This is a genomic window from Mycobacterium sp. 1164966.3, from assembly GCF_001665395.1.
Lineage (GTDB): Bacteria > Actinomycetota > Actinomycetes > Mycobacteriales > Mycobacteriaceae > Mycobacterium.
Genome location: NZ_LZSG01000049.1, coordinates 82,464 through 106,516 on the forward strand (window position 1 = coordinate 82,464; position 24,053 = coordinate 106,516).

24 protein-coding genes are annotated in these 24,053 nt (G+C 67.9%); 17 read left to right on the top strand and 7 right to left on the bottom strand.

Translation table 11 applies throughout. From position 1 onward, the window contains the following. Positions 1-13: 13 nt before the first annotated feature. Positions 14-403, bottom strand: a complete 390-nt coding sequence (locus tag A9W99_RS19250; RefSeq protein ID WP_067381718.1) for an MmcQ/YjbR family DNA-binding protein — start codon at positions 401-403, stop codon at positions 14-16. A 95-nt stretch (positions 404-498) separates the two neighbouring features. Next, complete coding sequence (locus A9W99_RS19255; protein ID WP_067381722.1) at positions 499-1,740, bottom strand: triacylglycerol lipase; 1,242 nt, start codon at positions 1,738-1,740, stop codon at positions 499-501. Between the two features lie 103 nt (positions 1,741-1,843). On the opposite strand from A9W99_RS19255, the gene A9W99_RS19260 reads away from it, so the two are divergent. After that, the gene (locus tag A9W99_RS19260; RefSeq protein ID WP_253870067.1) at positions 1,844-2,776 is read left to right on the top strand and encodes a transglutaminase family protein; all 933 of its coding nucleotides are present in this window, start codon (positions 1,844-1,846) and stop codon (positions 2,774-2,776) included. Next, positions 2,769-3,788, top strand: coding sequence for a putative zinc-binding metallopeptidase (locus A9W99_RS19265; RefSeq protein WP_067381823.1), 1,020 nt, complete (start codon positions 2,769-2,771; stop codon positions 3,786-3,788). The genes A9W99_RS19260 and A9W99_RS19265 overlap by 8 nt, the downstream gene beginning before the upstream one ends. Positions 3,789-3,878: 90 nt before the next feature. Here the strand turns inward: A9W99_RS19265 and A9W99_RS19270 are convergent, their stop codons facing one another. Then, a complete protein-coding gene (locus A9W99_RS19270; RefSeq protein WP_067381728.1) occupies positions 3,879-6,551 on the bottom strand; it encodes a circularly permuted type 2 ATP-grasp protein in 2,673 nt (890 codons plus the stop codon). Between the two features lie 245 nt (positions 6,552-6,796). After that, positions 6,797-7,801 carry a hypothetical protein gene (locus A9W99_RS19275; protein WP_067381730.1) on the bottom strand — a complete coding sequence of 335 codons (1,005 nt, stop codon included), beginning with the start codon at positions 7,799-7,801 and terminating at the stop codon, positions 6,797-6,799. A 130-nt stretch (positions 7,802-7,931) separates the two neighbouring features. Between A9W99_RS19275 and A9W99_RS19280 the strand changes: the two genes are divergently transcribed. Beyond that, the gene (locus A9W99_RS19280; RefSeq protein WP_067381731.1) at positions 7,932-9,299 is read left to right on the top strand and encodes a replication-associated recombination protein A; all 1,368 of its coding nucleotides are present in this window, start codon (positions 7,932-7,934) and stop codon (positions 9,297-9,299) included. Then, the gene (locus tag A9W99_RS19285; protein WP_067381734.1) at positions 9,296-9,631 is read left to right on the top strand and encodes a hypothetical protein; all 336 of its coding nucleotides are present in this window, start codon (positions 9,296-9,298) and stop codon (positions 9,629-9,631) included. The genes A9W99_RS19280 and A9W99_RS19285 overlap by 4 nt, the downstream gene beginning before the upstream one ends. Before the next feature lie 93 nt (positions 9,632-9,724). Here A9W99_RS19285 and A9W99_RS19290 read toward each other — a convergent pair whose 3' ends face one another. Both A9W99_RS19290 and A9W99_RS19295 read right to left on the bottom strand, forming a co-directional pair. Next, complete coding sequence (locus A9W99_RS19290; RefSeq protein WP_067381741.1) at positions 9,725-10,345, bottom strand: hypothetical protein; 621 nt, start codon at positions 10,343-10,345, stop codon at positions 9,725-9,727. 152 nt (positions 10,346-10,497) lie between these two features. Further along, positions 10,498-11,118, bottom strand: coding sequence for an antibiotic biosynthesis monooxygenase (locus A9W99_RS19295; RefSeq protein ID WP_067381744.1), 621 nt, complete (start codon positions 11,116-11,118; stop codon positions 10,498-10,500). A 160-nt stretch (positions 11,119-11,278) separates the two neighbouring features. Between A9W99_RS19295 and A9W99_RS19300 the strand changes: the two genes are divergently transcribed. The 10 genes from A9W99_RS19300 to aroQ all read left to right on the top strand — a co-directional run bounded on the left by A9W99_RS19300 (position 11,279) and on the right by aroQ (position 20,873). Further along, on the top strand, positions 11,279-11,668 hold the full coding sequence (locus A9W99_RS19300; RefSeq protein ID WP_156623189.1) for a secondary thiamine-phosphate synthase enzyme YjbQ: 390 nt from the start codon (positions 11,279-11,281) through the stop codon (positions 11,666-11,668). Positions 11,669-11,784: 116 nt separating this feature from the next. After that, complete coding sequence (gene alaS, locus A9W99_RS19305) at positions 11,785-14,490, top strand: alanine--tRNA ligase (RefSeq protein WP_067381754.1); 2,706 nt, start codon at positions 11,785-11,787, stop codon at positions 14,488-14,490. Continuing rightward, entirely contained in the window at positions 14,491-14,994 is a 504-nt protein-coding gene (gene ruvX, locus A9W99_RS19310; RefSeq protein WP_067381756.1) for a Holliday junction resolvase RuvX, read from the top strand. Further along, on the top strand, positions 14,987-16,231 hold the full coding sequence (mltG, locus tag A9W99_RS19315; RefSeq protein WP_067381759.1) for an endolytic transglycosylase MltG: 1,245 nt from the start codon (positions 14,987-14,989) through the stop codon (positions 16,229-16,231). The genes ruvX and mltG overlap by 8 nt, the downstream gene beginning before the upstream one ends. Then, a complete protein-coding gene (locus A9W99_RS19320) occupies positions 16,209-17,033 on the top strand; it encodes a shikimate dehydrogenase (protein WP_067381762.1) in 825 nt (274 codons plus the stop codon). The genes mltG and A9W99_RS19320 overlap by 23 nt, the downstream gene beginning before the upstream one ends. A gap of 11 nt (positions 17,034-17,044) precedes the next feature. Beyond that, the gene (locus A9W99_RS19325) at positions 17,045-17,452 is read left to right on the top strand and encodes a prepilin peptidase (protein WP_067381765.1); all 408 of its coding nucleotides are present in this window, start codon (positions 17,045-17,047) and stop codon (positions 17,450-17,452) included. A 133-nt stretch (positions 17,453-17,585) separates the two neighbouring features. Continuing rightward, a complete protein-coding gene (gene aroC, locus A9W99_RS19330) occupies positions 17,586-18,794 on the top strand; it encodes a chorismate synthase (RefSeq protein WP_067381825.1) in 1,209 nt (402 codons plus the stop codon). Positions 18,795-18,799: 5 nt separating this feature from the next. After that, a complete protein-coding gene (locus A9W99_RS19335) occupies positions 18,800-19,354 on the top strand; it encodes a shikimate kinase (RefSeq protein WP_067381768.1) in 555 nt (184 codons plus the stop codon). Then, positions 19,351-20,439: a 3-dehydroquinate synthase gene (gene aroB, locus A9W99_RS19340; protein WP_067381771.1), complete on the top strand. Its 1,089-nt coding sequence runs from the start codon at positions 19,351-19,353 to the stop codon at positions 20,437-20,439. The genes A9W99_RS19335 and aroB overlap by 4 nt, the downstream gene beginning before the upstream one ends. Beyond that, positions 20,436-20,873 carry a type II 3-dehydroquinate dehydratase gene (aroQ, locus tag A9W99_RS19345; RefSeq protein WP_067381773.1) on the top strand — a complete coding sequence of 146 codons (438 nt, stop codon included), beginning with the start codon at positions 20,436-20,438 and terminating at the stop codon, positions 20,871-20,873. Before aroB ends, aroQ begins: the two co-directional genes overlap by 4 nt. 167 nt (positions 20,874-21,040) lie before the next feature. On the opposite strand, the gene A9W99_RS19350 is transcribed toward aroQ, so the two are convergent. Then, the gene (locus A9W99_RS19350; RefSeq protein WP_067381780.1) at positions 21,041-21,781 is read right to left on the bottom strand and encodes a B-4DMT family transporter; all 741 of its coding nucleotides are present in this window, start codon (positions 21,779-21,781) and stop codon (positions 21,041-21,043) included. 33 nt (positions 21,782-21,814) lie between these two features. On the opposite strand from A9W99_RS19350, the gene A9W99_RS19355 reads away from it, so the two are divergent. The 3 genes from A9W99_RS19355 to nusB all read left to right on the top strand — a co-directional run. Further along, positions 21,815-22,933 (top strand): Xaa-Pro peptidase family protein, encoded by a 1,119-nt coding sequence (locus tag A9W99_RS19355; RefSeq protein ID WP_067381783.1) that lies wholly within the window; start codon positions 21,815-21,817, stop codon positions 22,931-22,933. A 15-nt stretch (positions 22,934-22,948) separates the two neighbouring features. Then, positions 22,949-23,512: an elongation factor P gene (gene efp, locus A9W99_RS19360; RefSeq protein ID WP_067381785.1), complete on the top strand. Its 564-nt coding sequence runs from the start codon at positions 22,949-22,951 to the stop codon at positions 23,510-23,512. Positions 23,513-23,515: 3 nt separating this feature from the next. After that, on the top strand, positions 23,516-24,053 hold a 538-nt coding region (gene nusB / locus A9W99_RS19365; RefSeq protein WP_067381787.1), incomplete at its 3' end, for a transcription antitermination factor NusB.

The window sequence follows — 24,053 nt, forward strand, 5'->3', positions numbered from 1 at the left end:
CAGATCCAAGGATCTACGACGATTCGGCGAGAAACTCCTGAACCAGCCGCTTGGGGGCCTGCGTCAGCCACGCCTCGGTGATCAGCTCCTCGAGCTCGATGACCCGGATGTTCGCCAGTTTCACCAGCACCGCCGGATAGCCGTCGAAATGCGGGGTGGTGAAATACACGTCCGGCTGGTCGGCGATCAACGCGAACTTCACGCCTTCGTCGGACACCCGGACACCGAGGATGTCGCCAACGGGTGGCTGCGTCCCGAGCGCGCGCAGCGCTTCATGGTCGGACTTGCGCAACGGCCGCTCCCAGGCCACCAGTTTCTTGCCCACCCGCCAGTCGTGCGGCGCCGGTTCCGCGGTCAGCGGCAGCTGACCGATGATCCGGGCGACGTCGTTCCAGGTGGCCACCCTTCGATTGTGCTCCCGCCACCACAGCTATGGCAGGTTTCTGCGTGTATCCGGCCCCAAGGGCCGAAGCGCCCGCTGCCGCTAACGCCGTCGAATTAGCTCGCGGATTCCGGCAGGGCCGGCGCCTCACTCAGCCAGTCCAGCAGCTTTTGGTAGATCGACGGGTGATTGAGCAGGTCGAAATGGTGCAGACCGGTCAACGTCAGTCCGTGTGCGGACTCGAACGGAATCTTGCGTGACCGGCCACGGCCGGCCGCGCTCGCCGGACGCACGAGGCTGTCGCCGACCAGGAGGCCGATCGCGCGCGGCGCAGCGGAGGTGGCGACGAAGTGGTAGACGGCGTGCGGCAGGAAGGGCACCTCGTGGCAGCGGTCCTGCAGAAATTCGTCGGGGTCGCAGTCGCGCCAGTCCTCGTCGAGCAGCGCGCCGAAGCGCAGGTCCTTGACGCCGGAGCTGCGCCTGTTCAGGAAGTAGGCAACTGCGCGGGTCTCCGGAAGCTTGGCCAGCGCCCAGGAGGCGACGTTGACCCCTTTTTCCAGGTCGGCGCCGAGGTGCGGCGAACCCAGGCAGACCACGTGTCTGACCTTGTCGGTCCAGCCCTGCTGGTGCTCTAGTCCGTAGTGGCAGGCGCTGCGTGCCACCAGGCCGCCCATCGAGTGCCCCACCAGCGCGATTTCGTCAACCGGCACCGGCCACAGGGTCTGCAGCTGGTGCAGCAGATCGGCCAGGCCCTGGCCGTTTTGCGAGATGTGGAACCCGGTGTTGTACCGCAGATAGATCGGGGTGATCCCCAGCTCGTTGCGCAACCCGGTGCCGTACGGCTGGTGGATTTCCCCGGTCCGCGGCCGGCGCCACCACGAGCGCTCGGTCAGACACCAGCCGTGCACGAAAACCGCGATCCGGCCGGTAGCCTCCGGAAACGCTGCCGCGATCGACTCGGTGGTCAGTGCGACGGGCTGTCCGTGCCGGCGGATCCCCATCGAGAGTGCGAAGGCGTTGCCCTGGTCGGCCAGCTGGTCGCCGTAGATTCCGTTGAGCGCCGCGACGGCTCCCGCGACCCGCGGAGCCGCCTGGACCGTCGGATCGTCGTCGTTGCTGCAAGCCTCGGCGGCGAGCGCCCCCGCACCGTGCAGCGAACCCCGGATGGCGCCGTCCACCAGCCGGTAGGTGACCGCTGCGGTGGCGTCGTGAACCAGCTGCACGGGTTTGGACACCGGCCCCACCGCGTCGAAGACGCGACTCGAGATCCCGCTGTGCATGTCGCGGACCAGCGCGGTGACCACCCGGGTGCCTTCGCCCGCAAGGTCGGCCAACGATCGGATTTCGTGTCGTTGCACGAGCCACTCCTCCCCAGTTGCTGTCGGCGCACACGACAGTCGTCAACAGACGTTAATGGTTCCCACTTTGTCGCAGAAGACCACAATTGGTCAGAATCTCGGTGTGCCTGACGCTTCGTTCGACTCCGCCGCCCACCGCTATCGCGTCACGCACCGCACCGAATATCGCTACTCCGACGTCGTGACCAGCTCCTACGGCCGGGCTTTTCTCACCCCGCGCGACTCGCTGCGGCAGCGCTGCATCGCACACCGCCTGGTCATCGAACCAACTCCGGCCGACAGCTCCACGAGCCGCGACACCTACGACAACATCAGCTCGTATTTCCACGTCACCGAGCCGCATCGCAGCCTGACCATCACCAGCGACTCGATCGTCGAGGTGGGTCCACAGGTCCCCAGCCGGTACGCGGGCGGGCCGGCGCTGCAACCGTGGGAGGCCGCCCGGCCGAGCGGGACCCGGGGAGCGCTGGCAACCGACTTCGCGCTGGACCTGAACCCCCCCGAGATCACCGACGAGATCCGCGAGTACGCGGCACCCAGCTTCCAGCCCGGCCGCCCCTTGGTCGAGGTGATGCGCGACCTGGGAAGGCGGATCTTCAACGATTTCACTTACCGGTCCGGCACGACGACGATCTCCACTCGGGTCGGTGAGGTTCTGGCGGCCCGCGAAGGGGTATGTCAAGACTTCGCGAGGCTGGCGATCGCCTGCTTGCGAGCCAACGGTCTGGCGGCGTGCTACGTCTCCGGGTACCTGGCCACTGACCCACCGCCCGGAAAGGATCGGATGATCGGCATTGACGCAACCCACGCCTGGGCGTCGGTGTGGACGCCCCAGCAGCCAGGACAATTCGAGTGGCTGGGCCTCGATCCCACCAACGATCAGCTGGTCGACCAGCGCTACATCGTGGTGGGTCGAGGCCGGGACTATGCAGACGTGCCGCCGCTGCGCGGCATCATCTACACCAACTCCGAGCACAGCGTGATCGACGTCGCCGTCGACGTGGTGCCGTTCGAAGGCGATGCCCTGGATGCGTGATTTTCATTGCCCGAACTGCGGTCAGCGCCTGGCATTTGAGAACTCGGCGTGCTTGGCGTGCGGCAGCGCGCTCGGATTTTCGCTGGAGCAGATGGCCTTGCTGGTGATCGCCCGGGACGGAGACACCGACCACGCCGGCGCCGTGCCTGCCGACGACTATCAGCTGTGCGCCAATCTCTATGTGGCCGAATGCAATTGGCTGGTTCCCAAAAGCCGTCCGGGCGGGCTGTGCACGTCGTGCGCGCTGACGCTGGAACGGCCCAACGACACCGACACCGACGGCCTGGCGGCATTCGCCCGGGCCGAGGCGGCCAAGCGGCGGCTGATCGTAGAGCTGTACGAGCTGAAGTTGCCGATCGTCGGACGCGACGAGGATCCGGAACAAGGTTTGGGATTTCGCCTGCTGTCCAGTGCATTCGAGCAGGTGATGACCGGCCATGACAACGGGGTCATCACGCTGGATCTGGCCGAGGGCGACGACGTCCATCGCGAGCAGTTGCGGGTTGAGATGGACGAGCCGTACCGGACCCTGCTCGGGCACTTCCGGCACGAGATCGGGCACTACTACTTCTACCGGCTGATCGCTCCGTCGAGTGACCACCTGAAGCGGTTCAACGAGCTGTTCGGCGACCCCGACGCCGACTACCAGGCGGCGCTGGACCAGCACTACGACGAAGGTCCGCCCGACGGCTGGCAGGAAAGCTTCGTGTCGTCCTATGCGACCATGCACCCGGCCGAGGACTGGGCCGAGACGTTCGCCCACTATCTGCACATCCGGGACACCCTGGACACCTCCGCCTGGTGCGGCTTCGCGCCGGCGACGGCGACCTTCGACCGTCCGGCCTTGGGGCCCAGCGCATTTCCGCACATCATCGAGATGTGGCTGCCGGTGTCGTGGTCACTGAACATGGTGAACCGATCGATGGGCCACGACGACTTGTACCCCTTTGTGCTGCCGGTCGCCGTGCTGGAAAAGATGAAGTTCATCCACACGGTCATCGTCGACTCGTAGCGCAAGTTCTCCCGCGAGCAGACACAAAATCGCCCAAATCCCCGGTGATTTGGGCGATTTTGCGTCTGCTCGGCCCCCTAACCGGCACGCCTAGGCAGGCATGACCCGTCGTTCGTCGGGTCCCCACAGCGGCTGCATGCCACCCGGCAACGCCAGCTGGGTGTCCGTGATGACGTCGGCGAGCTCGCGCAGCGCCGCGTGGATCGCATCCAGCAGATCCGCCAGCTCCGCGCGGCGGCCCTCGGTGACCTCGTCCAGCTCGGCCGGATCCGACCGGCGCAGGCGGGTGTTGATGTCGTCGGCCATGCGCTCCGGCCGCGACGAGCCCGACGAGCCCGGCAACTCCCTGAGGTTGGCCCGCAACCGCTCCAGCTGGTAGGCCAGCGACCGGGGGTTGTGGGGGTCGAACAGCATCAACTCCGTCACCGCGGCGACGCTGACGATGCCCACGTTGCGGCGCCGGTAGATGACCGACGATTCACATGCCACCAGGGTGGACTCGATGATGGTCTGCTCGGCGGGCGCGCTGCGCACCCTGGTCAACGTCGCCCGCAGCAACGCTGTCAGCCAGAGGCCGCGTTCGATACGTTTACCGACGTCCATCATGGTCCAGCCGACGTCGTGCACCATCGACTCGCTGGCCACCCCCGAGAGCGTCAGCATCCCGGCCAGCGTCTGCGTCTGAGCCGAGGCGAGCAAGGCGTCGGCCTCGCCCAGCGACTGCGGCGGGTCGTCCCGCTGCACTACCGCGCGTTCCACATTGGCCAGCACCATCCAGGTGTCGTTGGACAACTGGTCGCGCACCGCCCTGGCGGCCAGCGCCAGCCCGTCCACCGACTGGACCAGCGATCCCGGCCGGTCCGGGTCCATGGTCAGCGACCAAAGCATCGAGGGGGCGACGGCTACCAGCTCGGCGTGATCGTTGCGGGTGCCGATGTCGGTCCCGGTGATGCGGCCCAGCGCGGCCATCAGCACCGGCACGCACTCGCTTTCCTCGGTGACCTGCTGGTTGCGGTATACGTGGTAGCGCTCGCGGGCGACGATCAGCAAACGGGCCATGTTCTCCGCGCGCTCGCCGTAGCGGCCCATCCAGAACAGGTCGGACAGCACGCGCGGCGAGCTCACCCCCAGGGTGCCGGCGCCACTCTTCGCCGGGTGACGTGCCGGCGCCCCCAACGCAGGTAGAGCAACCGCCTCGGCGCGGGCACGTTCCGTCGGCCGAACCCAGACGTCCTTGGCCGCAACGGTTTTCAGCGTGTAGCCGGCGGGCCCGGGCGCCAGCACGTAGCCCAGCCCGCCGATCATCGGCGCGTAGCCGCTGCGCTGGGCAACGGTGAACAATCGCATCCCGACACCGGCCGACGTCAGCACACCGGCATGGTCGGTCGGCGCCGACGAGAACTCCGGTGGTTCCTGCCCGACCCACTGCCAGGGCATGTCCGCGATGCGCGCGGCCAGCTCGTCCAGCTCGGCCGATGAAAGTGCCAGTCCGACAAAGCTTTCCGCCCGCACCGTGGACTTGATCAACAACGAAGGCAGCTTCGCCAACAGATGCGAGAGTTCACCGGCGATGCCGCCCCAGTACACCGGCGCCGTGTCCAGCAGCGGAGCCTCGCCCAGCAAGCGCCCGGTGAGCTCGGGCAAAAACCGAAGCAGCCCTGGGCTTTCCAGGATGCCACTGCCCAGGGTGTTGACGACGGTGACGGTCCCGCGGTGTTGTGCCTCGACCAAGCCGACGACCCCCAGCCTGGAATCGGCGCGCAGATCCAGTGGGTCCACATAGTCGGCGTCGACGCGCCGCAGAACGACGTCGACCCGCTTGAGGGTGCCCAACGAGCGCATCCACAGCTTCCCGTCGCGCACCACCAGGTCCGCGCTCTCGACCAACGGGAAGCCCAGCAACGTCGCCAGATACGCCTGATCGAAAGCGGTTTCGGAGTAGATGCCCGGGCTGAGCACCACCACCACCGGGTCTTGGGCGACGTCGGGCGCCGCGTCGATCAGTGCCAGCCGCAGCGCCTGGGCGAACGGCGTCGTCGGCCGCGGCGCAATTCTTTCGTAGAGGTCGGGGATCGCGTGCGCCATCACGCGGCGGTCGGCCAGCGCATAGCCGGCTCCCGACGGTGCCTGCGTCCAGTCGGCGTTGACCTGAAAACCACCGTCGGGGCGCCGGGTCAGATCGCAGCCGTGCATGAACAGCTGGTGGCGCCCCGGCACCTCGACTCCGATCGCCGCCCGCACGTAACCGGGATGAGCGAACACCAGTTGTGCCGGAAGGATGCCTTCCGTGAGCAGCGTGCGCGGTCCGTACAAGTCCGCGAGCACGGCGTTGAGCAGACGCGACCGCTGCACCAGGCCGGATTCGAGCACATCCCAATCGGCCGCGGAGACCACCAGCGGCAGCGTGTCCAGCGTCCACGGTCCCGGCTCCGGCCCGTGCCCACCGGTGGCCCGGTCCCAGCTGGCCTCGGCCTCCGAGACTCCGGTGTAGGTGATTCCGTCGTTGTCGATCAGGCTGCGCACCACCGAGCGCAGCCGGTCCAGCCCGGCCCTGCCGCGCTCGGCGACGGTGTCGGCCAACTCGGCCCAAGCGGGCCGCACGCTTCCGCCGGCGTCGACGAATTCGTCGTAACCTCCGCCCGCTGAGCCGGCCGCCCGCAGATCGAAGAGGGCTTCCTGGGCGCGCGCGGTGCGGTACCCGGCCACCAGCCGGTCTACGTCGTAGCGTGCGGTAGCAGCCGGGTCGCTCGTCCCGAGCGTCATCGTCCGGCCCGTCCTGCGCATCTCATTACTGCTGCACGGTACGCAGGCATCGCGGACCGGGAATGCCAGGCGCGCCGAGGCCTGCAGGCATCCCGTTTCAGCGCAACGTCGCTGCTCATCACCGCTGATCTCATCACAATGGCGGGCACCCTGCAGCGCAGTGCAATTCCGTTGGTTGGCCCTGCTTCCCGCAAATGGGTTTCGGCTCCTGACTTGCCGTCAGGAGCCGAAACCTTTTTGCGGGGCTAGCTGTACTGCGGGCCGGGCGGGATCCCCGGCGGCGGGCCCTGCTGGAACCCGGGCTGGGCCACCTCGGCGACTTGGCCACCGGTGAGCTTGCGGTACGTGTAAGCCTGGATCAACGCTGCCACCGGGATAGCGACGACAACGCCGATGCCGCAAGCCAATTGGCCGACCAGGATCACCGCGTACTGGACGAGCCAGGACAACAAGGTGGGGCCGACGTTGGCCCTGGCCGTCTCGATGCTGGCCTTGATGGCGTCGACGGGCGACAGGGACCGGTCGATGGCGAACTGAATCGCGAATATCGAGAGGAAGGCAAAGATCAGGCCGGGGATGAAGCACAGTATCGATCCGATGCCAACGCCCAGGGCCACCAACAACGCGGTCAGGATGACCGGACCCAGGTTGCGCGGTTTGAAGAACGTCCCGATGCTCACCGGCTTTCCGTCGGCGATGTCCAGGGCACCCGACGCATATGAGGCTTGCATGTACATCGCCGCGGCGATGATCAGGACGTACATGACAAGCATCAGGATCAACGCGCCTGCGCCTCCCGACGACGATGTGTGTTGGTAGCCGTAGGAGTCGGTATAGGTCGAGGTCGTCGCGAGAGCGATGGTGCCGCCATACATCACACCGAAGACGATTCCCATGCCAACGATGTAGATGATTGCCGGCACGACCAGCGCCTGCGCGTTCTGCGTGAACTTGTCCTTGGCCCAGTTGAACGCATCACCGACGCTGAACGGCGGTGATACCGGACCGCCGGGTTGTCCGCCGTATCCCGGGGGCGGGTAGCCGGCCTGGGGCGCGCCGTAGCCTTGCGACGACCCGGGGGGAGGGGGAGGCGCCCCGTAGCCGCCGCCGGGTTGGCCTCCGGGTGGGCCATAGTTCGGCGGCGGGGGAGGCGGTGCGTTGTAACCGGGCGGAGGTGGCGTCCCGTAGTTGGGTGGCGGGTGGCCCGAAGAACCTGGGTTTCTGCCATACGGGTCGGGGGGCTGGCTCATTGCCGTCCTCATTCGCTGTTGTCGGTGCGCCGTAATCTGGCAAACCGGAACTTAGCAAATAAGAGGCAAAGACGCTCGGGTTGCGCGCAAGGAACTTTTGCCTTCGCGCGGGGTGTCGCGGCGACGTGGTATGCCTGAAACCGTGTCCGACGGTCTGTTCGACCTGCCCGGCGCGCCGCAGACTACCGGCCAGGAGTTGAGACTCCCGGGCGCGTCGGCGCCGCTGGCGGTGCGGATGCGTCCGGCGTCTCTCGAAGAAGTGGTTGGCCAGGACCATTTGCTGGCGTCCGGGTCGCCGCTGCGCCGGCTGGTTGAGGGTTCGGGTGTGGCGTCGGCCATCCTCTACGGCCCGCCGGGCAGCGGGAAGACGACGCTGGCGGCGCTGATTTCGCAGGCCACTGGCCGCCGGTTCGAGGCGCTGTCGGCACTGTCGGCTGGTGTCAAGGAAGTTCGGGCCGTTATTGAGAGTGCCCGGAGAGCGCTCCTTTCCGGTGAGCAGACGGTGCTGTTCATCGACGAGGTACACCGTTTCTCCAAGACTCAGCAGGACGCTCTGCTGTCCGCGGTGGAGAACCGGGTGGTGCTGCTGGTCGCCGCGACTACCGAGAACCCGTCGTTTTCCGTGGTGGCGCCGCTGCTGTCCAGGTCGCTGATCCTGCAGTTGCGGCCGTTGACCGCCGACGACATCCGTACGGTTGTGCAGCGCGCGATCGACGACCCACGCGGCCTGGGTGGTGGCGTCACGGTGTCGCCCGAGGCCGTAGACCTGTTGGTGCAACTAGCTGCCGGGGACGCCCGCCGGGCGTTGACCGCCCTGGAAGTGGCCGCCGAAGCCGCTGAGGCGGCCGGTGTTCCGGTCAGTGTCGAGACCATCGAGCAGTCCCTGGACAAGGCCGCAGTCCGCTACGACCGCGACGGCGACCAGCACTACGACGTCATCAGCGCCTTCATCAAGTCGGTGCGCGGCTCCGACGTCGACGCTGCGCTGCATTATCTGGCCCGGATGCTGATAGCCGGCGAGGACCCGCGGTTTGTCGCGCGCCGACTGATGATCCTCGCCAGTGAGGACATCGGAATGGCCGATCCGACTGCGCTACAGACGGCGGTCGCCGCCGCCCAGACGGTTGCGCTGATCGGGATGCCCGAAGCTCAGCTCACGCTGGCGCACGCCACCGTGCACCTGGCCACGGCGCCGAAGTCGAACGCGGTGACGACAGCGCTGGGTGCGGCTATGAACGACATCAAGGCGGGCAAGGCCGGCCTGGTTCCCGCGCATCTGCGCGACGGGCATTACTCCGGCGCGGCGGCGCTGGGCAACGCGCAGGGCTACACGTATTCCCACGACGACCCCGACGGCGTTGTCGCTCAACAATATCCGCCGGATGAGCTGGTTGGCGTGGACTACTACCGGCCCACCAATCACGGGGTTGAACGGGATATCGCCGGCCGGCTGGATCGGCTGCGGGCGATCATCCGCAAGAAGAAGGGACGCTCATGAGGACCTTTACCGACGACGAGATGCGCGAACTGCTGCCCGGCGCCAAGGTCTACAGCGTCGTCATCCTCAAGCAAGGACCGAGTTTCGGCGAAGACAGGGCGCCGGCGATCGTCTGGGAACACGGCCGCCGCAACTTCGGACTACGCGACGCCGGTGTGCTGGCAGTGGTGCTGCCCGTCACCGACGACTCCGACGTGTGCGGCATCGGGCTGTTCGACGCGACGTCCGAGGACACTGCCGCGCTCATGGACGAAGACCCCGGAGTGGTCGCGGGGGTTTTCACCTACGAGGTGCACCCCTGCCGCGGCTTCCCCGGGGACGCGCTGCGGTAGGCGTGCTCGCCGGGTCGGCAGGCCCGTCGAGCGTGCCGCCAGCCGCACAGTGGCGCGCGAGCGTGCGGCTGTCAGCACGCTCGTGAAGGGAACTCAGACCAGCTCGGGCACCCGCAGGTGCGCCAGCGCCAGCTCGAATTCCTCGACGTCGTACTGGTCCACCCCGAGGTTGCGCAGCTCAGCGGTCCGCAACGCGCGGGACTGCTCCCGGTTGCGGTCCATCGCCTCCATGCTGTCGAATGTCGTGGACACCACCGCGCGGGCCGAGATGGTGTCGATCAGCAGGCTGGTGCTGCAGAAACCCTCGAGCTCCTCGATCGCCGGCACAATGGCCATCCGGTAGTAGTCGATGGCCGGCTCGAACCGATCGGGCCGCGCCTTGACCCACGTGGCGCGGACGCAGGCGCCGGGGCCTGAGCGGTGGTCGCGGTGAAACACCGCGATCTGCCATTGGTCGACGGCGGTGTAGCCGCCGAACCGGTCGGCCGCTTCCTGGCGGACCGGCCACACGCGCTCGGCGCTGTCGCGCATCGCGTCGAAGGTTTCCCAGGAGCTGGTCGCTATGCACCTGCCGGTTTCCCGGTTGACCAACAGCGACAAGCCCAGGCAGCCGTCGATCCCCCTGAGCGCGGGCATGACGACATCGCGCACGTGGGCGATGCCGGCGTCGATGCACCCTGTCTTCGCTTGGATTGTGGTAGAGCGTGCGTACACGGTCGGCCCTCTCCCTCTCGGGCGGCGCCCCGGTGCGCCACCGGTAAACCACTACGTTCCTCCGACGAATTGGCCATGGCAATACTTTCGCGGGGCAGAACGCGTAGTACCGGCCGAATGCTTGATCCAGCCGGTAGTACTGCGGTTCTCGTTCAGACGAGCTCGGGCACCCGCAGGTGCGCCAGGGCCAGCTCGAACTCGTTTTCGTCGAGTTCCTCGGCGCCCGCCTCCTGCATCGACGAGTTCTTCAGTTCGGTTGCCCGGTCCCTGTTCCGCTCCATCGCGTCGAGGCTGTCGAACGTCGCCGATGACACCGCGCGACCGGATGCGCGGTCGACCAGCAGGCTTGCACTGCAGAACCCGTCCAGGCCCTCGAGTTGGGGCAGCACAGACGACTTGTAGTACTCGATGCCTTGGTCCATCTGGTCGGGCGCGACCCTGACCCAGGTCGCACGCACGCCCGCACCATCGGGCGCGCGGTGGTCGCGGTGTAGCGCCGCGATCTCCCACTGCTCGACGTTTGCCGTGCCCCCGAACATCTCGGCGGCCCGATCACGAATCGGCGTCACGGTTTCGCCGCTGGCGCGCATGGCCTCGTCGCTCTCCCAGGCGCTCGTGGCGATGCACCGGCCAGAGCGACGGTCGACCAAAAGGGATACACCGATGCACCCCGGCATACCTTGCAGCGCGGGCATAACATCCTCGCGAACGTGCGCAATTCCGCCGTCGATGGACGAGGGTTGCGCCTGGATTGTGGTAGAGCGTGCGTACACGATCCGCCCCCTCTTTGTTCGGGGCAGCGCCCCGGTGGCGCCACCGGTCCACGCACTACCTTCCTCCTGCCGGTTAGCGCCCGCAATGGTGTGGCGGCGCGCACAAACAATTGGTCGCTCTCAGCAGCCGCGCCGTAGGCTTTACCGAATGAAGACCGATGTGCTCGATGTGGACACCGCGCGTCGCCGCATCGTCGATCTCACCGACGCGGTGCGGTCGTTCTGCGCCGAGCACAGCGACGGCTTGTGCAACGTGTTCGTCCCACATGCCACGGCCGGGGTCGCGATCATCGAGACCGGTGCCGGTTCGGACGACGACCTGGTCGACACCCTGGAACGGCTGTTGCCACGCGACGACCGCTACCGGCACGCGCACGGCTCCTTCGGTCACGGCGCCGACCATGTGCTGCCGGCGATAGTCGCGCCCTCGGTGACGGTGCCCGTCTCCGCCGGCGAGCCGCTGCTGGGCACTTGGCAGAGCATCGTTCTCGTCGACCTCAACCGGGACAATCCGCGGCGATCGGTGCGCCTGAGCTTCCTGGAAGGCTAGGCACGGCCCACCGGTACTGTGAGCGATCGGAAAGCCTCGTTCGAGGGCCTTCCGACGTCCCGGCGAATAGGCTGGAAACCGGTTACGAGCAAAGCCGGGAACCAAGAGAGAAGGACATGCAGACACACGAGATCAGGAAGCGGTTCCTTGATCATTTCGTGAAGGCAGGCCACACGGAGGTGCCGAGCGCCTCGGTGATCCTCGACGACCCCAACCTGTTGTTCGTCAATGCCGGGATGGTCCAGTTCGTCCCGTACTTTCTTGGTCAGCGCACACCCCCGTATGCAACGGCCACCAGCATCCAGAAGTGCATCCGCACGCCCGATATCGACGAGGTGGGCATCACCACCCGCCACAACACCTTCTTCCAGATGGCCGGCAACTTCTCGTTCGGCGACTATTTCAAGCGCGAAGCCATCGAATTGGCCTGGACGCTGCTGACCAACCCCATCCCCGACGGGGGATACGGGCTGGACCCGCAAAAGCTTTGGGCGACCGTGTATCTCGACGACGACGAGGCCGCGGAACTGTGGCAGGAGGTCGCCGGTCTGCCCGCGGAGCGGATCCAGCGTCGGGGCATGGCCGACAACTACTGGTCCATGGGCATCCCCGGGCCGTGCGGGCCGTCGTCGGAGATCTACTACGACCGCGGGCCGGAATTCGGTCCCGAGGGCGGTCCCATTGTCAACGAGGACCGCTACCTCGAGGTGTGGAACCTGGTGTTCATGCAGAACGAACGCGGCGAGGGAACCACCAAGGAGGACTACGAAATCCTGGGGCCGTTGCCGCGCAAGAACATCGACACCGGCATGGGTGTCGAACGCATCGCGCTGGTTCTGCAGGACGTGCACAACGTTTACGAGACCGACCTGCTGCGGCCGGTGATCGATCTGGTCGCCAGCCGCGCGCCTCGCCCCTATGACGCCGGAAACCACGCCGACGACGTGCGCTACCGCATCATCGCCGACCACAGCCGCACCGCCGCGATCCTGATCGGCGACGGCGTCAGCCCCGGCAACGACGGCCGCGGCTATGTGCTGCGCCGGCTGCTGCGCCGGGTGATCCGCAGCGTCAAGCTACTTGGCGTGAACGACTCAGCCACCCCGATCGTCGGCGACCTGATGGCCACCGTGCGCGACGCGATGGGCCCGTCATACCCCGAACTCGTCAGCGACTTCGACCGGATCAACCGCATCGCCGTCGCCGAGGAAACCGCGTTCAACCGCACTCTGGCGTCGGGGTCCAAGCTGTTCGACGAGGTCGCCGGCAGCACCAAATCCACTGGCGCCACTGTGGTTTCCGGTTCGGACGCGTTCGCCCTGCACGACACCTATGGCTTCCCGATCGAGCTGACCCTGGAGATGGCGGCCGAGGCCGGACTGACCGTCGACGAGGCGGGATTCCGCGAGCTGATGGCCGAGCAACGGCAGCGCGCCAAGGCCGACGCGGCCGCGCGCAAGCACGCGCACGCCGACCTGACCGCATATCGCGAGCTGGTCGACGCCGGCCCCACCGAATTCACCGGGTTCGACGAATTGACCTCCCAGGCAACCATTCTGGGCATTTTCGTCGACGGCAGGCGGGTACCGGTGGTGGCACACGCCGACTCGGTCGAGGCCGATCGGGTGGAGCTGGTCCTCGACCGCACCCCGCTGTATGCGGAGTCCGGCGGTCAGCTCGCCGACATCGGCACCATCAGCGGAACGGGTTCGGGCGAGAGCGCCCGGGCCGCGGTCGCCGACGTGCAGAAGATCGCCAAAACCCTGCACGCGCACCGGGTCAACGTCGAGTCCGGGGAATTCGTCGAGGGTGACACCGTCGTCGCGACGGTGGATCCCGGTTGGCGCAAGGGTGCGACCCAGGGGCATTCGGGCACCCACATGGTGCATGCGGCGCTGCGACAAGTGCTGGGGCCCAACGCCGTTCAGGCCGGTTCGCTGAATCGGCCCGGTTACCTGCGCTTCGATTTCAACTGGCAGGGTCCGTTGAGCGACGTGCAGCGCACGCAGATCGAGGAAGTGACCAACGAAGCGGTGCAAGCCGATTTCGAGGTGCACACATTCACCGAACAGCTGGACAAGGCCAAGGCGATGGGCGCGATGGCGCTGTTCGGCGAGAGCTATCCCGACCAGGTGCGGGTGGTCGAGATCGGCGGCCCGTTCTCGCTGGAGCTGTGCGGGGGTACGCACGTGCACAACTCGGCGCAGATCGGTCCGGTGACGATCCTGGGCGAATCGTCGATCGGCTCAGGGGTGCGCCGCGTGGAGGCCTACGTCGGGCTGGAGTCGTTCCGGCACCTGGCCAAGGAGCGGGCGCTGATGGCTGGGTTGGCGTCGTCGCTGAAGGTGCCGTCCGAAGAGGTGCCGGCCCGGGTGGCCAACTTGGTGGAGCGGCTCAAGGCCGCCGAAAAAGAACTCGAGCGTGCCCGGCAAGCCGGCGCGCGGGCGGCTGCCACCAATGCGGCCGCCGGCGCGGAGCGCATCGGTAACGTGCGTGTGGTGGCGCAGCGGATGTCGGGCGGGATGACGGCGGCGGACCTGCGTTCCCTGGTCGGAGACATCCGCGGAAAGCTGGGCAGCGACCCGGCGGTGGTCGCCCTGATAGCCCAGGGCGAGAACGACAATGTGCCCTATGCGGTTGCGGCCAATCCGGCCGCCCAGGAGATTGGGATCCGCGCCAACGAGCTGGTCAAGCAGCTGGCCTTGGCCGTCGACGGCCGCGGCGGCGGCAAGGCCGACCTGGCGCAGGGCTCGGGCAAGGACCCGACCGGCATCGACGCGGCGCTGGACGCGGTGCGCTCCGAAATAGCGCGGGTCGGTTGAGTGGTCTCATCACAGCAGCGCCTGCCCGATCGGCCCGGCGAACAGGTTCCTGACCCCGGTCGGGGGCGGCGCCTCGGCATCGACGTCGGCAGTGTGCGTATCGGGGTGGCCGCCAGCGACCCCGACGGCATCCTGGCCACCCCGGTGGAAACGGTCCACCGCGATCGCTCCGGAAAGCATGTGCGCAGGCTGGCGGCGCTGGCCGCCGAGCTGGAGGCCGTCGAGGTGGTCGTCGGGCTTCCGCGCACCCTGGCCGACCGCACCGGGGCGTCGGCTCGGGACGCGATCGAGCTGGCCGAAGCTCTGGCGGCGCGGATCGCGCCGACGCCGGTGCGTCTCGCCGACGAGCGCCTCACCACGGTCAGCGCGCAGCGATCGTTGCGAGCCGCCGGGGTGTCGGCCAAGAACCAACGCGCGGTGGTCGACCAGGCGGCCGCGGTCGCGATTCTGCAGTCCTGGCTCGATCAGCGCCGCGGGATGGCAAGGGGCCTGACCGATGGCTGACGGCGTGCGAGACGGACGAGCCGAGCCGGAGGCCGTCGGGCCGCCGCGGGCGGCGAAGAGCCGCCTAGACCGGATTCAGGCCGAGCGGGGACAGCGACGACGGCGTTTCGCCCAAAGATTGGTGTTGGGACTGCTCGTCGTGGTGGTGGTGGCCGCCGGCGTGGTCGGCGTCAAGTTGTGGCACACGATGTTCGGCAACGGCGACGACTACACCGGCAGCGGCAAGCAGGACATCATGATTCAGATCCAGGCCGGCGATTCCACCACGGCGATCGGCGAAACGCTGCTCAACCACGGCGTGGTCGCCACCGTCAAGGCATTCGTCCGGGCCGCGCGCGGCAACGCCGCGATTTCGGCGATCCAGCCGGGCTACTACCGGATGCGCACCGAGATCCCGGCGGCCGCGGCGGTCGCCCGGCTGACCGATCCCAGCAATCGGGTGGGTCGGCTGGTCATTCCGGAAGGGCGCCAGCTCGACGACACCACCGACATGAAGACCAACGCGGTGACCCCGGGAATCCTCAGCTTGATCTCCCGGGCCACCTGCGTGGACCTCGACGGCGACCGGCACTGCGTCTCGGTGGACGACTTACGCAAGGCGGCGGCCCACAGCGCACCGGCGACGCTTGCCGTGCCGTCCTGGGCGGTCCAACCGGTGACCGAACTCGCCAACGACCATCGCCGGATCGAGGGCCTCATCGCACCGGGGACCTTCAACGTCGATCCGTCGGCCTCGGCCGAGACCATTCTGGCCGGCCTGATCACCGCGGGCGCCGCGGAGTTCACCAAATCCGGGTTGGTCGATACCGCCGCCTCCCTCGGCCTGTCGCCCTACGACATCCTCGTGGTGGCGTCGCTGGTGCAGCAGGAATCCAAGTCGCAGGATTTCGCGAAGGTGGCGCAGGTCATCTACAACCGCCTGCACGAGCACCGGACGCTGGAATTCGACTCGACGGTGAACTATCCGCTGGACCGCCGCGAGGTCGCCACCAGCGACGCGGACCGCGCCCAGCGAACACCGTGGAACACCTACGTGTCCCAGGGCCTGCCGGCCACCGCGATCTGCTCCCCGGGCATCGAGGCGCTGACCGCCGCCGAGCACCCCGAGGCGGGCGACTGGCTGTACTTCGTCACCATCGACGCCCAGGGGACAACCCTGTTCACCAGGGACTACCAACAACACCTGGCGAACATCGAGTTGGCCAAGCACAACGGTGTCCTCGACAGCACGCGCTGAAACAGCCCGAAAAGCGGCGGTCCTCGGTTCGCCGATCGCCCACTCGCGTTCCCCGCAGCTGCATCTGGCCGCCTACCGCGCGCTGGGCCTGCACGACTGGACGTATGACCGCATCGAGTGCACTGCCGACGAGCTGCCCGGTATCGTCGGCGGATTCGGGCCGGAATGGGTCGGGGTTTCGGTGACCATGCCCGGCAAGTTCGCCGCGCTGCGCTTCGCCGACGAGCACACCGCACGCGCCGAACAGGTCGGCTCGGCCAACACCCTGGTCCGCACCCCGCGCGGCTGGCGCGCCGACAACACCGACGTCGACGGCGTCACCGGAGCGCTTGGCCGGGTGTCCGGACGGGCGCTGGTATGTGGTTCGGGCGGCACCGCCCCGGCGGCCGTCGTCGGATTGGCGCACCTCGGCGTCACCGGTATCACCGTGGTGGCGCGCGATGCCGGCAAGGCTGCCCGGCTGGTGGACTTGGGCACAGGGATCGGGGCGGACACCCGGTTCTGCGGCCTGGACAGCGGCGCGCTGGCCGACGAGGTGGCGGCCGCGCAGGTGCTGGTCAGCACCATCCCGGCCGACGTGGCCGCGCGCTATGCCCGCACGTTCGCCAGGATCCCGGTGCTGCTGGACACCGTCTACGACCCGTGGCCCACCCCGCTGGCCGCAGCGGTGGCCGATGCGGGCGGGCGGGTGGTCAATGGCTTGCAGATGCTGCTGCATCAGGCCTTCGCCCAAGTCGAGCAGTTCACCGGGCTGCCGGCGCCTCGTGACGCGATGACTTGCGCGCTGGAGGAATTGCTCTAGCGTGCAGCGGCATGCTGATCGCGGCTGTGGTGGCGTGGCTGGTGGGGTTGAGCTGCTACGACATCGGGCAGCGGCGACTGCCCAACCTGTTGACCCTGCCCGGGGCGGGCGTGATCTTGCTGGCCGCTGGCATGGCCGGTCGTGGTTGGCCCGCGCTGGCCGGCGCAGCGGCATTGGCGGGGATATATCTGCTGGTGCACCTGTTAGCGCCGGCGGGCATGGGCGCCGGCGACGTCAAGCTGGCACTCGGGCTGGGCGGTCTGGCCGGCTGCTTCGGGATAGGGGTGTGGTTCCAGGCGGCGCTGGCCGCGCCGGTTCTGACCGCGCTGTGCGGGATGGTGTGTGGGGTACGCGCCGTGCCGCACGGCCCCTCGATGTGCCTTGCGACCGCTTGCGCCGTGGGCCTGAGCGTCGGGTGATCCCCCGTCGAAATCGACGGCAGCGCGGAAAAACGCGAGTGAGCCGCACGCTGGCGTCAATTTCGAATGACCGCCCGGATTCAAGTCTGCGCTGCACAACGGTGGTTGGTTGAGCCATGGGAAGATGGTTCACGTGTTGCGCTGGATCACCGCGGGGGAATCGCATGGCCGCGCGCTGGTGGCCGTGGTGGAAGGCATGGTCGCGGGCGTGGAGGTCACCTCGACCGACATCGCCGACCAGCTGGCCCGTCGCCGGCTGGGCTACGGCCGCGGCGCGCGGATGACGTTCGAGCGCGACGCGGTGACCCTGCTGTCCGGCATCAGGCATGGCATCACACTCGGTGGGCCCATCGCCATCGAGATCGGCAACACCGAATGGCCGAAGTGGGAAACCGTGATGGCCGCCGATCCGGTCGATCCGTCGGTGCTGGAAGAGCTGGCCCGCAACGCCCCGCTTACCCGGCCGCGGCCCGGCCACGCCGACTACGCGGGCATGCTCAAATACGGATTCGACGACGCTCGGCCGGTGCTGGAGCGCGCCAGCGCCCGCGAGACCGCCGCCCGGGTCGCGGCCGGAACGGTCGCACGCGCGTTCCTGCGTCAGGCACTGGGTGTCGAGGTGCTGTCTCACGTGATCTCGATCGGCGCGTCGGAGCCTTACGACGGCGCGCCACCGGGGCCGGAAGATCTCGCCGCCATCGACGGCAGTCCGGTGCGTGCGTTCGACAAGGCCGCCGAGCACGCCATGATCACCGAAATCGAAGCCGCCAAGAAAGACGGCGACACGCTCGGCGGGGTGGTGGAGGTGGTGGCGCTGGGCCTGCCCGTCGGGCTGGGATCGTTCACCAGCGGCGACAACCGGCTCGATAGCCAACTGGCCGGTGCCGTGATGGGAATCCAGGCGATCAAGGGGGTGGAGATCGGCGACGGCTTCCAGACCGCGCGCCGCCGCGGCAGCCGCGCCCACGACGAGATGTATCCCGGACCCGACGGCGTCGTCCGCTCCACCAACCGGGCCGGCGGACTGGAGGGCGGCATGACTAACGGCCAGCCGTTACGGGTACGCGCGGCGATGAAGCCGATCTCGACCGTGCCGCGCGCACTGGCCACCGTTGACATGGCCACCGGCGACGAGGCGGTCGCCATCCACCAGCGATCCGATGTGTGCGCGGTGCCCGCCGCGGGCGTTGTCGTCGAAACCATGGTGGCCCTGGTGCTGGCCCGCGCGGCGCTGGAAAAGTTCGGCGGCGATTCGCTGATCGAAACCCGCCGCAATGTCGAGGCATACCAGCGTGCGGTCGCCGACCGGGAAGCGCCGGCCGCCCGGGCTTCGGGAGGTTAGCGGCCGTGGCACCCAAGGCGGTACTGGTCGGGCTGCCCGGCTCGGGCAAGTCGACGATCGGACGGCGGCTGTCCAAGGCGCTCGGCGTGAGCCTGCTGGACACCGACGCGATGATCGAACAGCGGACCGGGCGCCGCATCGCCGACATCTTCGCCGCCGAAGGGGAGCGGGAATTCCGCCGCATCGAGGAGCAAGTGGTGCGCGCGGCGTTGGCCGAGCACGACGGTGTGGTCTCGCTCGGCGGCGGGGCCGTCACCAGCCCCGGGGTGTGCGAGGCGCTGGCCGGACACGCCGTCGTCTATCTGGAAATCGGTGCGGCCGAAGGCGTTCGGCGAACCGGCGGCAGCACCGTGCGGCCGCTGCTGGCCGGGCCGGACCGCGCGGAGAAATTTCGCGCCCTGATGTCCCAACGTATTCCGCTGTACCGGCGAGTCGCCACCATACGGGTTGACACCAATCGCCGCAATCCCGGGGCGGTGGTCCGCTACATCATGTCGCGACTGGAAGGCGAGAAGCCAACCGGCAACGCGGGCTCTACTCCGGCGCAGGCGACCAAATGACCGAAATCCCGACACCGGTCACGGTTGAGGTGGCCGTCGACCCGCCGTATCCCGTGGTGATCGGTACCGGTCTGCTGACCGAGTTGGAAGCGCTGCTCTCCGACCGGCACCGGGTGGCGATCCTGCATCAACCGGTGCTGGCGCACACCGCCGAGGCCATCCGAACCCTGTTGGCCGACAAGGGCGTCGACGCGCACCGCATCGAAATCCCGGATGCCGAGGCCGGCAAAGACCTGCCCGTGGTGGGCTTTATCTGGGAAGTGTTGGGCCGCATCGGAATCGGCCGCAAGGATGCGCTGGTCAGTCTCGGCGGCGGCGCCGCCACCGACGTCGCCGGGTTCGCGGCGGCCACCTGGCTGCGCGGCGTGGCGATCGTGCACGTGCCGACGACGCTGCTCGGCATGGTCGACGCCGCCGTCGGCGGCAAGACCGGCATCAACACCGAGGCCGGCAAGAACCTGGTCGGTGCGTTTCATCAGCCGATCGCCGTGCTGGTCGACATGGCGACGCTGGAAACGTTGCCGCGCAACGAGATCGTCGCCGGGATGGCCGAGGTGGTCAAGGCCGGCTTCATCGCCGACCCGGTGATCCTCGACCTCATCGAAGCGAACCCGCGGGCCGCCCTGGACCCCGCGGGTGACGTGCTGCCGGAGCTGATCCGGCGCGCGATCGTCGTGAAGGCAGAAGTGGTCGCCGCCGACGAGAAGGAGTCCGAGCTGCGCGAGATCCTGAACTACGGCCACACTCTGGGCCATGCGATCGAGCGTCGCGAGCACTATCGGTGGCGCCACGGCGCGGCCGTGTCGGTGGGCCTGGTGTTCGCCGCTGAGCTGGCCCGGCTGGCCGGCCGGCTCGACGACGCCACCGCCGAGCGGCATCGCAACATCCTGTCCTCGCTGGGCCTGCCGACCGGCTACGACGCCGGCGCGCTGCCAGAGTTGTTGGAATACATGGCCGGAGACAAGAAAACCCGGGGCGGTGTGCTTCGGTTCGTGGTCCTCGACGGGCTGGCCAAGCCGGGCCGGTTGGCCGGACCCGATCCGGCGTTGCTGGCCGCCGCCTACGCGGGACTCGAGCAGTCATGACGAGCACGGTGAACATCATCAACGGCCCGAACCTGGGTCGCCTGGGCCAGCGCGAGCCGGCAGTCTACGGCAGCACCACTCATGACCAGCTGGTGGCCGCCGTCGAAACCGAGGCTGCCGCGCTGGGGCTCAAAGCTATTGTGCGGCAAAGTGATAACGAAGCCCAGCTGCTGGAATGGATTCATCGGGCCGCTGATGCCGGCGAACCGGTGGTCCTCAACGCCGGCGGACTGACCCACACGTCGGTGGCGCTGCGCGACGCCTGCGCCGAGTTACGCGCACCATTGATCGAGGTGCACATCTCCAACGTGTATGCGCGCGAGGAGTTTCGGCGCCACTCCTACATCAGTCCGGTGGCGACCGGGGTGATCGTCGGGCTGGGCATCGAGGGGTATCTGCTCGCCCTGCGCTACCTCGCGGGGAATTCGCACTAGTCGGGCCTAGAGGGGCATTGGTCACACGCGTCTGGTCGGCGTTCGGATTTTAGTGTGAATCCACGGCTTTGGGTGTGCGTGTAGGGCGGGAAAATCGCCGGATCAACGCATTGGCTTCACGCCGAAAGCCGTCGCTTCACACTGAAAGTCGCGAATGCCCGTCGCCCTTAGCGGCGACGGTTGTCGCGCTGTTGGGTGGCGTCGGGGTCCAGGCGGATTTCCTGCGTGGGTGACTCGCCGCGGGTGTCGATGGCTTCGGTACGCGCCTCGTGAGTCGGCAGTGCCTCGGTGCGTCCCTCGTGCGTGGGGAGCTCCTCGGTACGTTCCCCACGCTCGGCCGTGGCCACCGCGGCGGTCCGCGCCTCGGTCTGGGCCTCGCCGCGCTGAACCGGAATCTCTCCGGTGGGCGACTCGTCGGCGCGGACCGCGGAGAACACATCGGTGTCGGCCGGCCGGTCGTGTGATCCGTCGTGATGCGGGGCCTCCGGAGCCTTGCGGTCGATCAGCCAGCGGCCGACCGCCACGCCGATGATGGCGGGCACGAAAATGATCAGCGCGGTGAAGGCCGCGAACGTGGTCAGCTCGTTGATCGGCCCACCGGTGTACAGGCCCTTGTAGAGCAGCGAAATGAGCCACGACACCGCGCCGCTGAGGATCCCGGCCGCGATGCCGGCCAGCAGCCAGGTCATCGCCAGGTCCTCGCGCCGGTCCGGGTCGGGGTTGGCGTTGGCGTCGGCGCGGCCGTCGCGAACACCCCAAGCGGACACAGCGGCAATGAACAAGAGGAGCAGTATCACGCTGATCAATCCGGACATCGTCGGCCAGGCGTTGATCACCGTCCCTTGGATCAGGCGGAGAACGACCATCAACCCGGCGAACACCAGTCCGCGCACCATCCAGTTCCTCATGGGCAAACAGCGTAGCGAGTACCGTCAAGGGTCGTGACACATTCTCAGCGTCGACACAACCTCAGAAGCCGAATCGTTGCCAAAGAATTGGACGCGATGCTGGTCACAGACTTGGTCAACGTCCGCTATCTGTCGGGATTCACCGGGTCCAACGGCGCGTTGCTGGTATTCGCCGACGATCGGCAGCCGGTATTAGCCACCGACGGCCGGTACCGCACGCAGGCCGCGGAGCAGGCGTCCGGGGTCGAGATCGTCATCGAACGGGCCTGCGCACGCCACCTGACCGGTCGCGCCGCCGAGGACGGAGTGCACCGGCTGGGCTTCGAGAGCCATGTGATGACTGTCGACGGTTTGGACGTGCTGACCAACGAAGTGGACGGCACGGCCACCGAGCTGGTGCGGGCGTCGGGAACCGTCGAGGCATTGCGCGAGATCAAAGACGCCGGTGAGCTGGCGCTGCTGCGGCTGGCGTGTGAGGCCGCCGACGCCGCCCTGACCGACCTGGTGGGTCGCGGTGGCCTGCGGCCCGGCCGGACCGAGCGCGAGGTGGGACGCGAGCTGGAGGCGCTGATGCTTGACCACGGCGCCGACGCGATGTCGTTCGAGACGATTGTGGCCACCGGTCCCAACTCGGCGATCCCGCATCACCGGCCCACCGACCGCAAGCTGGCCACCGGCGACTTCGTGAAGATCGACTTCGGCGCGCTGGTCGCCGGATATCACTCCGACATGACGCGCACCTTCGTGCTGGGTTCGGCTGCGGACTGGCAGCTGGAGATCTACCAACTGGTCGCCGATGCGCAGAAGGCGGGACGGGAGGCGCTGCGGCCGGGCGCCGACCTGCGCGACGTCGACGGCGCGGCACGCCGGCTGATCGTCGACGCCGGCTACGGCGAGCAGTTCGGCCATGGTCTGGGGCACGGCGTCGGCCTGCAGATCCACGAAGCGCCGGGGATCGGGGCCACGTCCGCCGGTACACTACTTGCGGGCTCCGTCGTGACCGTGGAGCCCGGCGTCTATCTACCCGGCCGCGGCGGTGTGCGCATCGAGGACACCCTGGTGGTGGCCGGCGGGACGCCTAAAGACCCAGAAACCACCGGGCAGACCCCGGAATTGTTGACCCGGTTCCCGAAGGAACTGGCCATCTTGTAGGAGATCTAGGAGATCGTGGCGACCACTGCTGACTTCAAGAACGGACTTGTCCTGGTAATCGACGGGCAGCTGTGGACCATCACCGAGTTCCAGCACGTCAAGCCCGGCAAGGGTCCGGCTTTTGTGCGTACCAAGCTGAAGAACGTGCTTTCCGGCAAGGTGGTCGACAAGACCTACAACGCCGGCGTCAAGGTCGACACGGCCACCGTCGACCGGCGCGACACCACCTACCTGTACCGCGACGGCTCCGACTTCGTCTTCATGGACAGCCAGGACTACGAGCAGCACGCATTGCCCGAGTCCCTGGTGGGCGACGCCGCGCGATTCCTGCTGGAGGGCTTGCCGGTGCAGGTGGCCTTCCACAACGGGTCGCCCCTGTACATCGAGCTGCCGGTCACCGTCGAACTCGAGGTCACCCACACCGAGCCCGGCCTACAGGGCGACCGCTCCAGCGCGGGCACCAAACCGGCCACGCTGGAAACCGGCGCCCAGATCCAGGTTCCGCTGTTCATCAACACCGGCGACAAGCTCAAGGTGGATTCCCGCGATGGCAGCTACCTGGGCCGGGTCAACGCCTGAGACATGCCGGATGCAAAGCCGGAGAAACCGGCGAGACCCGCCAGGGCGGTCAAGGGGCGTCATCAAGCCCGCAAGCGTGCGGTGGACCTGCTGTTCGAGGCCGAGGCTCGTGGTCTGAGCCCGGCCGAGGTGGTCGACGTCCGGACCGCGCTCGCCGAGGCAAAGCCGGAGGTGGCGCCGTTGCACCCCTATACCGTCGCGGCGGCGCGCGGAGTGGGTGAGCACATGGCCCACATCGACGACCTGATCACCTCGCATCTGCAGGGCTGGACGCTGGACCGGCTGCCGGCGGTGGATCGCGCCATCCTGCGGGTGGCGGTATGGGAGCTGCTGCATGCCGATGACGTGCCCGAGCCGGTCGCCGTCGACGAGGCGGTCGAGCTGGCCAAGGAGCTGTCCACCGACGATTCGCCGGGCTTTGTCAACGGCGTGCTGGGCCAGGTGATGCTGGTGACGCCGCAGATCCGGGCGGCCGCCAAGGCGGTCCGGGCGGGCGCCCTGGGGGGGTGTCGCTTATTCCCATCTGACGCTGCCGCCGAAT